Origin of the sequence: Flavobacterium amnicola, assembly GCF_004122165.1 — a bacterium.
GTDB lineage: Bacteria > Bacteroidota > Bacteroidia > Flavobacteriales > Flavobacteriaceae > Flavobacterium > Flavobacterium amnicola.
In genome coordinates, this window is the sequence record NZ_SBKO01000007.1 from 1 (window position 1) to 9,974 (window position 9,974).

11 protein-coding genes are annotated in these 9,974 nt (G+C 31.5%); all 11 read left to right on the forward strand.

Translation table 11 applies throughout. The annotated features are described in order from the left end of the window. Window positions 1–147: 147 nt before the first annotated feature. Entirely contained in the window at window positions 148–1,095 is a 948-nt protein-coding gene (locus EQG63_RS12040; protein ID WP_129436630.1) for a hypothetical protein, read from the forward strand. A 174-nt stretch (window positions 1,096–1,269) separates the two neighbouring features. Beyond that, window positions 1,270–1,872, forward strand: a complete 603-nt coding sequence (locus tag EQG63_RS12045) for an immunity protein Imm33 domain-containing protein (RefSeq protein WP_129436631.1) — start codon at window positions 1,270–1,272, stop codon at window positions 1,870–1,872. A gap of 174 nt (window positions 1,873–2,046) precedes the next feature. Then, window positions 2,047–2,568 carry a GNAT family N-acetyltransferase gene (locus tag EQG63_RS12050; RefSeq protein WP_129436632.1) on the forward strand — a complete coding sequence of 174 codons (522 nt, stop codon included), beginning with the start codon at window positions 2,047–2,049 and terminating at the stop codon, window positions 2,566–2,568. 178 nt (window positions 2,569–2,746) lie between these two features. Next, window positions 2,747–3,334 carry a hypothetical protein gene (locus tag EQG63_RS12055; RefSeq protein WP_129436633.1) on the forward strand — a complete coding sequence of 196 codons (588 nt, stop codon included), beginning with the start codon at window positions 2,747–2,749 and terminating at the stop codon, window positions 3,332–3,334. Window positions 3,335–3,516: 182 nt separating this feature from the next. After that, entirely contained in the window at window positions 3,517–4,293 is a 777-nt protein-coding gene (locus EQG63_RS12060; protein WP_129436634.1) for a nucleotidyltransferase family protein, read from the forward strand. Window positions 4,294–4,297: 4 nt separating this feature from the next. After that, on the forward strand, window positions 4,298–4,741 hold the full coding sequence (locus EQG63_RS12065) for a hypothetical protein (protein WP_129436635.1): 444 nt from the start codon (window positions 4,298–4,300) through the stop codon (window positions 4,739–4,741). A 166-nt stretch (window positions 4,742–4,907) separates the two neighbouring features. Continuing rightward, window positions 4,908–5,783: a hypothetical protein gene (locus EQG63_RS12070; protein ID WP_129436636.1), complete on the forward strand. Its 876-nt coding sequence runs from the start codon at window positions 4,908–4,910 to the stop codon at window positions 5,781–5,783. Between the two features lie 158 nt (window positions 5,784–5,941). Beyond that, window positions 5,942–6,826: a DUF4393 domain-containing protein gene (locus EQG63_RS12075; RefSeq protein WP_129436637.1), complete on the forward strand. Its 885-nt coding sequence runs from the start codon at window positions 5,942–5,944 to the stop codon at window positions 6,824–6,826. A gap of 159 nt (window positions 6,827–6,985) precedes the next feature. Next, window positions 6,986–7,630 carry a hypothetical protein gene (locus tag EQG63_RS12080; protein WP_129436638.1) on the forward strand — a complete coding sequence of 215 codons (645 nt, stop codon included), beginning with the start codon at window positions 6,986–6,988 and terminating at the stop codon, window positions 7,628–7,630. A gap of 172 nt (window positions 7,631–7,802) precedes the next feature. After that, a complete protein-coding gene (locus EQG63_RS12085; protein ID WP_129436632.1) occupies window positions 7,803–8,324 on the forward strand; it encodes a GNAT family N-acetyltransferase in 522 nt (173 codons plus the stop codon). Window positions 8,325–9,367: 1,043 nt separating this feature from the next. Next, on the forward strand, window positions 9,368–9,715 hold the full coding sequence (locus tag EQG63_RS12090; protein WP_129436639.1) for a hypothetical protein: 348 nt from the start codon (window positions 9,368–9,370) through the stop codon (window positions 9,713–9,715). Window positions 9,716–9,974: the final 259 nt, after the last annotated feature.

Genomic DNA, 9,974 nt, shown 5'->3' on the forward strand with positions numbered 1-9,974 from the left:
AACAGCGGTTTCACGAAATGGCGGGCTGTTTAAATACCTCATGTTTTTTCTTCACGAAAAAACATTAAATTTAACCGAAAATAAATCGTCCGCTAAATCGCCACTTCGTGAAGCCGGCGGGACGTTATGCGATATATTTAGAAAAACATGGAAGAAATCACAAACATTTTTAAATTACATTTTTATCGTAATGATGAATTGCATGTTATTGATGCGATTACAAGAAATGAATGTGAGCGAGAATTATTAAGCGTAATTAAAATTGTATGTTCTGATTTAGAAATTGATGTGAATATACTTTCTGAAATACCTGAAGAGGGTGGTTTTACTGAAATATGGCAATTTTTGGGTAAACATTCTGGACAACTTTCTTTACTAATTGCAATTATAGCTCTAATATATTCAAGAATTCCAGTTGAGAACAGTAAACTAACCGAATTACAGATTGAAAATCTTGAATTAGATAATGAAATTAAAAAGGAAGAGCTTAAACAGTTGAGACAAAAGGCTGATGCAAAAACAGTTGAAAAAGATACATTAATAAAATTGGTAGAACATTTCGAAGATGATTTTAAAATTAATTGGCATAAATCTAATTTTTATAGAAAATTAATTTCTGAAAAAGACATTACAAGTGTTTCTTTTACCGGACTAGATTCAAATAATAACACTACGATTCCAGAAAAGATTGTTGAAAGAGAACAATTTTCATCATTTGTTATTAATACTTCTGAATTTCCGCCACTAATTGATGAAGAAGCTACAATTGATATAATTTCTCCGGTATTAAAATCTGGCAATTTTCATTGGAAGGGTTATTACAACAAACAAATTATTAGCTTTCAAATGAAAGACTTGGATTTCAAAGGATCGGTTTTAAACTTGGAAGTTGATTTTAACACAGCAACATCAATAAAATGCGTATTACAACAAAATAGAAGAATTGATGACACTGGTAAAGTTTATATAACACTTAATAAAGTCATCACTGTTTTAGAAGTTAACACTTCAAACAATACATATGAAACTAATCAAGGGAAGAAATATAAAAAGCAGCGAAAAGAAAATCCAATTCAATTAAAAATGGATATATAATAATACATCGCATAACAGCGGTTTCACGAAATGGCGGGCTGTTTAAGCCGGTTGCCGATTTTCCGCTGGAAAATCTTATATTAGCAGAAACAAATCAGTCACGAGCTTCGCCACTTCGTGAAGCCGCTGGACGTTAGGCGTCAGTTTACGACGGAACGCAAAAAACGATAAAATATGAATATCGAAAGAAAGCAATTAATTGAATTATGTGACAAATTTCTAAATGGAGAAATTCAAAAAACTGATTTGTCAAATTTTGCATCGAATTGCATTTTTTCTGAAGAAATAGATTGGGAAGAAAATGACAATGTTATTTCTGAAACAATTTTTGAGTGGGATAATGAGGATATAAATTTTCCAATAAATAACGTAAATGTAAAACTTTGGAAAAATAGATTGCAAAATAATGTTGACGAATTAATGCAATATAACGATTGGAATATCCACATAGAAAAGCAAAAAGAAATTTGTGCAAAATATAATTCAAAGTGGAAACCAATAAGTAAAAATCTAAATATTGGTGTTTCAGAAAATCTAAATTTAGAAACACTGAATGGTCTAAGAAACAAAACAGAAAGCGGAAAAGTCTGTTGGTTTATTTGGAGTGGAGAATATTCAACAGATGACAATTTTTTCAAACCAATTTGTGCAGAACATTTATTGCAGAAAAAACCAAAACTAATAGATTATTTAGGACTTGATGAAGGCTTTAGATTTCTAATAAACGAAAATGGTTATGAAGATGTTTGGTTTGACGAAAAAATATTAGAAATATAAAACCGAACGCCTAACAGCGGTTTCACGCAATGGCAGTAGCTGTTTAAGCCGGTTGTCGATTTTCCGCTGGAAAATCTTATATTAGCAGAAACAAAACAATCCCGAAGTCTGCCACTTCGTGAAGCCGGCGGGACGTTAGTGGCAACCTTGCGAAGAAACTTCAAACAAAGAATAATGGAAAATATAATCACGAGAAGAATAGGTTTAGACGACTTGGAAAAGTTGCAAAAAATTGGACGAAAAACTTTTGAAGAAACGTTTTCTGAATCTAATTCTGAAGAAAATATGAGAAATTATTTAGAAGAAGGTTTCTCTAAAGAAAAACTAACCGCAGAATTGAAAAATAAAGATTCTGAATTTTATTTCGCGATTTTTAAAGATGAAGTTATTGGCTATTTAAAAGTAAACTTTGGAGAATCGCAAACAGAATTGAAAGACAGTAAAGCTCTTGAAATTGAGAGAATCTACGTTTCAAAAGAATTTCACGGAAAAAGCGTTGGTCAAATACTGTACGATAAAGCAATCGAAATTGCAAAACAGAAAGGTTCTGAATATATTTGGTTGGGCGTTTGGGAAGAAAATCCGAGAGCAATAAGCTTCTACAAGAAAAATGGTTTTGTGGAATTTGATAAACATATTTTCAAGTTGGGAGACGATGAGCAAACCGACATAATGATGAAGTTGAAACTGGAATAACAAAAAGGCAGCCACTAACAGCGGTTTCACAAAATGGTGAGCTGTTTAAATGCCGGATGTTTTTTCTTCACGAAAAAACATTAATTTTAACCGAAAATAAATCGTTCGCTAAATCACCACTTCGTGAAGCCGCCGGACGTTATAGGCAAGTTTTGGACATCGTAAAGAAAAGACAAATATGTTAACAGAAATTACTCAATTGGTAAATAAATACCCAGCCATTAGTCTTGCAATAATTGCGGCTTTGTTTTCAGCAATTGGTTGGGGTTGCAACAGTTTTTACCAGATAATTATTGATAACTACAAACAGAAAAGAGAATTGAAGGCATTTCTTTGGAAAGAAAAAATTAGTGCTGCAAAGAAAGCTTCAGAATTTTATCTCGAATACTTAGGCTTCATCAATCTACTTGTAAATCAGTTGGAAGCTTTAGAAACTGGAAAAGATGAAAATAATAAAGTCGCAGACAATTTGGAAGCTGAAGTTCAATTGTTATCAACGAAACTAAAAGCATTTCCACATTTTGAACATCATCACATAAATATTTTTTATGATTTTAATGAAAAGCGCGCTTTTGAAATAAACAGAGAAAATGTAGAAATTCTTGGTCAAATGCACGGATTAGGTTCATCAAATTTATCAAATGAAGAATTTAGCATTAAACTGAGACAATGTATTACGAAAATAAAAAACAACTATGCTGAATTGGCTCAGATAAATGGTGGCTTTATAGTTAAAGTGAGGAATGATATCTCAAATTATTTATAAAACCTGCCTATAACAGCGGTTTTGTGCCATTGCTGGGCTTGGGCTTCTTTGGAAAAAACTCCGTTTTTTTCCAATCTGGGTTTTGTACTTGGAAACTTTTAGCTAAATTTACGCAACGGCGACAAAGCCGGCGGAACGTTAGCAGCAAGATTGCTTACGAAATCTGAATAAATAAGGTATTAATGAAACCAAATATAGACACATACGCAGATTGGTATAAAGATAAATTTGATATCCATCTTGATGGTAAAGCATCAAGTGTATATGAATATGTTATCCAAAAACTCTTTCAAGATATTGAAAACTCGAATTTTTGGAAGGATTTACAAAAAAATTTAATTAATTATAATGATGAGTATTATCTTGAAAATAGTTATTCTCTCTTAAAAATTGATAAAATTCAATTGTTTTCTAAATCATACAAATCTTTAATTAATAAATCATATAGAAAAAATATATTGCAGAATAATAATTTTCCAAATGAACCAGTTGATGGATGGGTTTTTCACGAAAATTGGTTTTTCAAAATTAAGGATTTATTAAGAACAACTATTACTGTAAGATATTTAGACGGAGTTGAATTTATTTGTAATAAGATTAAAGAATTAGCTTTGCAAAATGATTTCACTTACAACGCAGATTTTGAAGCAAGAGAAGAGGGTTATTATGCTGCACATATAACACTCACTGGTAAATTTAATATTGTAGATGAAAAATGGGACAATAAAGAAATTAATTTTCCTATTGAAATACAAATAACTACACAATTACAGGATGTAATAAAAGGCTTATTACATAAGATGTATGAAGATTCTAGAATTTCAGCATCTTTAGAAAAAGATAAAAAATGGCAATGGGACTATAAAAGCAAAGAATTTAGTTCTAATTATTTAGGGCACATCCTTCATTATGTCGAGGGTATGATATTGGAAGTAAGAGATAAACAAAATAAAAAATAAAAAAATGAAACCAGAATTTAAAGAATATTTGGAAAGTATATCATTATCAACAGTAATGTATGAAGCTATAGTTAAAAACTATGACGCATTAAATTTAGTTGTTAATGTAGAATTTGAAGATATCCATTTTTCAGAAAAAATATCATCTGGAGGAAATAGAGAATACTTTTCTCTTTGGGCTTTTACTCCAAAATTGATTTGTAAAATTACTGTAGGTAATATTGCCAATAATGACAATAGAATTGTGATATTCAAAGGTGGTGAGAATATTGCTAGATTTAATGTAAATGACTTTAATTATGACTTGATTAATCCAATTGAAACTTCTATTTTAGATTGTACAATTAGAACTTTCGATATGGACATTCCATTTGGAATTTATGCTTCTGGGAATAATTGTAATAACCTAATAAAATTAATTAAAAAGTACATAATAACAAATGAGTAAATCCAGCTGCTAACAGCGGTTTTGTACCATTGCTAGTAACCCGTCCGTCGGAAACCTAGCGGTTTCCGTAAATCTTTTCCCACGCAGAAAATTTTCGTAAATTGCCGCAACGGCGACAAAGCCGACGGGACGTTAGCGGTAATTTTAGAACGACACAAACGATACAATGACATACAACTCTACAAGTGAAATAAAAAAGGACTTCCAAATTGATAGTGATAGCCTTGAGGTAATAAGAGATAGCGTAAATGCAGTTAGAATTAATACACATCCTGATAAAACCAATGGAGAATTTCCAGACGAAAATATTAAGGAACTTTACTACAAAGCAAATAGTGCAATTGAATATCTAGACGGTATTAAAAGCAACCAATCTCTCATTGTTGTTGAAAAAATGACCGACTTAATGAAAGTCGTAACTGAGTTAATTCCAGCAAATAGACAAAATTCCCTTGAGCAAAATCTCGACTCAAAAATTTCTTTCGCTATTTCTACATTTCGGTCGAAAATGTTCTTACCAAAAATTTCGTTAACCGCAATTACAGCCGTAGTAACATTTTTATTTCTATTCCCAGGACAAATTAAAGACAATCCTACACTGTCTCACTTTATTAATCCAACAAGCTCATTCTTTGCAATAGTATGGTTTTCTCTTTTATTATATTCAGGGCTATTTTGGATGATGACATTCAATAATGAAGAAAAATCAAAAAAGAAATTAATGCTATTGAAAGTAGACTCTGTACAAAATCGAATTTTTGAAAATTTTATGGAGAGACATTTAACTGACGACAAATTTAAAAAAGACGAATTAACTCATTTTATTTACGAAAGTTGCATGGGAAATCGTTTAGGTGAACTTCATCGTTCAGAAGGTCTAAACTTAATAACAACTAGATTATTCGGCTCAGAGATCATTACAATGGAAATTGCACAAAACATAGCTGAATTAATAATTTCAAGAGGTGAGAAAAACAAAGTAATTGAGAAACTATCTATTAACACATTAAGCGATACATATGAGCTTAAAAACTACCGCTAACAGGCGTTTGGCAAGATTGCGAATTTTGTGGTAAATTCACGTTTACATTTCGCAAGAAATTTTATCTTTAACAGAAAATAATCGTTTCCGAAGCTCGCAACCTCGCCAAGCGCCGGGACGTTATGCGACATTGACAATATTACACCTATAATTTCATTATGGATATCGAAAAATACTTAAATAAATTACCTGTGAATGAGCTTTATAAAGATTTATTCAAACCCGGTATGCAGAAAGCAGGAACTGCATTAGAAACTGTAATCGATGGAGCAAATTTAATTTTACTTCCATTAAAACTCTTGAATGCAAAATCAAAAGTTTATTTTGAGAGAAATTTAGAAATTTATTCTGAAAAATTAAATGTAGAAAATGATTTAACACTCACACAGGTTCCTCAATATGTTGGATTGCCAATAATTGATAAATTAACATATTTAGATCAAAATGAATTAGCAGAAGCATTTATTAATTTATTGACTAAAGCTTCATATGAAGAAACATTAAAATTAGTTCATCCTGCTTTTATTTCAATACTAAATAATCTTTCGGCTGACGAAGCTAAAATTCTATACACTTTTAAAAATACAGACAAAATACCTTTTATTGACTTATACATTCGTCGTTATATCGAAACATTTGAAAAACCAGATGAAAATGGCGCAAAAACGAAAGAAGGATTAAAAAAATTAATTGATTATACATTTCAAGAGAAACAAGACACATTCCTAAAATACGCTTGGAATCTCACAGGAATTCAAAATGAAGTTGAGCTATTATTCCCTGAAAATATTGATATTTATTTAGAAAATTTAGAACTAAATGGATTAATACAATTTGAAAGAGAATTACATAGTAAAAGTCTACTTGAAAAGTATCAACAATTATTGGAACATGATCATTTTGAAACATATGAAAAATTAAAAAAAGTGATTGAAGAAAACACAAGTGATTTTAAACTAGAAATTAATATTAGGAAAGGATACATAGAATTCACAGAACTTGGAAAAGCCTTTCTTGAAGCATGTATTAAAGAATTAAAATAAAACGTCGCATAACAGCGGTTTCACGCAATGGCAGTAGCTGTTTAAGCCGGATGTCGATTTTTCGCTGGAAAATCTTATATTAGCAGAAACAAATCAATCACGAAATCTGCCACTTCGTGAAGCCGGCGGGACGTTATATGCAAGTTTAAAAAAACATCTATGGATAAAGAAATTTTCGAAAAATCATTTATTGAAAACTTGAATAAAAACTTTGATTCTCACTCAAAGTTTTTTGATTTTAAATTTTATACTTATCCAGAATTAGGAAGCTCAATTTTTGAAATAAATAAGTGTTTGATTCTAGGTTTTTATAGAGCTTCAATTACTTTGACAAATAATGTTTTAGAAAGAGTTTTAAAATTAGCTTTAATTTATAATGAAACTGGAATTGGACCTAAACCTGTGGAAAATTGGTCTGAAATATTCTCTGTTCCAAATGAAAAATATGGATCAAAGCAATTGGGAAACACAATTGAATTATGTAAGAAAGAAAAATTAATTACTGAATCTGAAAGGAATATACTATTTGACTCGATAAGGGAACTTATGAGAAATGGATTTTCACACTCTGACCCAAGCAAAATTTTAAAAGATTTACCTGATGAAACTCCTGTTTTTCATGCTAATCTAAAAAATCCAACTAAACTTAAAGAAATTCAAGTAAATTATAAAACAATTCCTTTTTTTCAATCAATGCAAATGGATGAATTTGCTAAACAAAATGCATTTGAATATTTCAAATTTGTATTCGAACTTATGAAGAGAATTGATGAAAGACTGAAATTAAAATATAATGTAAAATAAAAACCTGCATATAACAGCGGTTTGGCGCCATTGCTGATTAGCTTTTTCGTCGGAAACCTAACAGTTTCCGCAAACCCTTCCCTACTCAGAAAAATTTTCGCAAATTGCCGCAACGGCGCCAAGCCGCCGGACGTTAGTGGCAACCTTGCGAAGAAACTTCAAACAAAGAATAATGGAAAATATAATCACGAGAAGAATAGGTTTAGACGACTTGGAAAAGTTGCAAAAAATTGGACGAAAAACTTTTGAAGAAACGTTTTCTGAATCTAATTCTGAAGAAAATATGAGAAATTATTTAGAAGAAGGTTTCTCTAAAGAAAAACTAACCGCAGAATTGAAAAATAAAGATTCTGAATTTTATTTCGCGATTTTTAAAGATGAAGTTATTGGCTATTTAAAAGTAAACTTTGGAGAATCGCAAACAGAATTGAAAGACAGTAAAGCTCTTGAAATTGAGAGAATCTACGTTTCAAAAGAATTTCACGGAAAAAGCGTTGGTCAAATACTGTACGATAAAGCAATCGAAATTGCAAAACAGAAAGGTTCTGAATATATTTGGTTGGGCGTTTGGGAAGAAAATCCGAGAGCAATAAGCTTCTACAAGAAAAATGGTTTTGTGGAATTTGATAAACATATTTTCAAGTTGGGAGACGATGAGCAAACCGACATAATGATGAAGTTGAAACTGGAATAACAAAAAGGCAGCCACTAACAGCGGTTTCACAAAATGGTGAGCTGTTTAAATGCCGGATGTTTTTTCTTCACGAAAAAACATTAATTTTAACCGAAAATAAATCGTTCGCTAAATCATCACTTCGTGAAGCCGCCGGACGTTGTATGTAACCATTTAGCTACTCAGAGCGTTGGAAAAAACAGAATAGAAAATCTTTAACTAAAGAGCTGAAAGTAAAACAATAAAACCCTTAAAGTAGTCTTCAAAATTACAATAGAGATTTAATATTTCACATCAGAGAAATTCAAAACACTCGAAACGGTTTTAAATATTACCACCGTCGAAATAAAAACTAATGCAGCGTTTTATAAAACTATTGTAGGCATTTGTACTTTTATTAAAGCAACTTATACTTTTAGCGGCGAGGTATATGCTTTTAGCGCAGGGGTTTGTGCTTTTCGTAAAGTCACTTCCACTTTTAGCGGAGAGGTTTATACTTTTTGCGTAGGGGCTTGTACTTTTAGCGCAGGGGTTTATACTTTTCTTGAAGCAAATTAAAGTTTTACGGTAGCGGAAAATGATTCAGTCTACCCCACTCTATAATAACCGAACTGCACCTAAAGTTATGGCTACATACAACAGCGGTTTGGCGCCATAGCTGGCTGCTATTTAAACCGGTTGCCGATTTTCCGCTGGAAAATCTTATATTAGCAGAAACAAAACAATCACGAACCCGCAACGGCAAGCCAAGCCGCCGGACGTTAGCGGTAAGTTTACTTTTCGAAATTACTCCGGAAATTTTACGATTAATTCTCACAAAAACCTAAAAAACTTGTTTGGAAACGGATTCCGTTTCTCAGCTAAGGTTTGGTCTGTGTCTGAAAATTATGCGCTAAACCTAACCGCTAACAACGGTTTTGTGACATTGCTTGGCTTGGGCTTCTTTGGAAAAAACTCTGTTTTTTCCAATTTGTTTTTGTACTTGGAAACTTTTGGCTAAATTTACGCAACGTCCACAAAGCCGCTGGGCGTTAGCTGCAATGCATAACCAAAATTATCTATAAATGGATTCAAAGGAGCAATTTTTCGAAATCATCAGTAAATATTACGGTAATATTATCGATAACGAAATTCCTAGAGAGTTTTTAATCGGAATGTGTATGCGGGTTACTGATTATTACTACAATCAATATTCTCGATTTCATAAACAATACCCAAAATCTCAAAAACGCTACTCAACTTTTGATTTAAAAGATATAGATCATCCGAGCACATTGGAAACTGTAATTAAGTATTTCAAAGAAGTAGATGTAAATCAATATCTATATTATTCGAGTATTACTTTAAAACTTACTGAATCCGAAGTCAAGAGATTCGAAAAAAGTCGAGAAGATTTTTACAATATGTTTTAATTTGCACAGCAGCTAACAGCGGTTTCACGAAATAGCGAGAATATCACTAAATTCATATTTATTTTTCGCTATTAAATTTTATCTTAGTGGAAAATTAAACAATCACGAAGTTCGCTACTTCATGAAGCCGCCGGACGTTGTGCGCTATTTTACCTTAACAAAATCTATAACTCACTATGAATAAAATTTATGTGCTTATATTTCTAACACTTTTTTCATTCGCATTTACTTCATGCGATCCTGGATTAATGAATGAATA

What these genes read in the sequence shown, in the direction of transcription:
- EQG63_RS12065 (WP_129436635.1), top strand. Translation starts at nt 4,298, where the DNA reads ATGAAACCAGAATTTAAAGAATATTTGGAAAGTATATCATTATCAACA.
- EQG63_RS12045 (WP_129436631.1), top strand. Translation starts at nt 1,270, where the DNA reads ATGAATATCGAAAGAAAGCAATTAATTGAATTATGTGACAAATTTCTA.
- EQG63_RS12085 (WP_129436632.1), top strand. Translation starts at nt 7,803, where the DNA reads ATGGAAAATATAATCACGAGAAGAATAGGTTTAGACGACTTGGAAAAG.
- EQG63_RS12040 (WP_129436630.1), top strand. Translation starts at nt 148, where the DNA reads ATGGAAGAAATCACAAACATTTTTAAATTACATTTTTATCGTAATGAT.
- EQG63_RS12050 (WP_129436632.1), top strand. Translation starts at nt 2,047, where the DNA reads ATGGAAAATATAATCACGAGAAGAATAGGTTTAGACGACTTGGAAAAG.
- EQG63_RS12075 (WP_129436637.1), top strand. Translation starts at nt 5,942, where the DNA reads ATGGATATCGAAAAATACTTAAATAAATTACCTGTGAATGAGCTTTAT.
- EQG63_RS12070 (WP_129436636.1), top strand. Translation starts at nt 4,908, where the DNA reads ATGACATACAACTCTACAAGTGAAATAAAAAAGGACTTCCAAATTGAT.
- EQG63_RS12090 (WP_129436639.1), top strand. Translation starts at nt 9,368, where the DNA reads ATGGATTCAAAGGAGCAATTTTTCGAAATCATCAGTAAATATTACGGT.
- EQG63_RS12080 (WP_129436638.1), top strand. Translation starts at nt 6,986, where the DNA reads ATGGATAAAGAAATTTTCGAAAAATCATTTATTGAAAACTTGAATAAA.
- EQG63_RS12055 (WP_129436633.1), top strand. Translation starts at nt 2,747, where the DNA reads ATGTTAACAGAAATTACTCAATTGGTAAATAAATACCCAGCCATTAGT.
- EQG63_RS12060 (WP_129436634.1), top strand. Translation starts at nt 3,517, where the DNA reads ATGAAACCAAATATAGACACATACGCAGATTGGTATAAAGATAAATTT.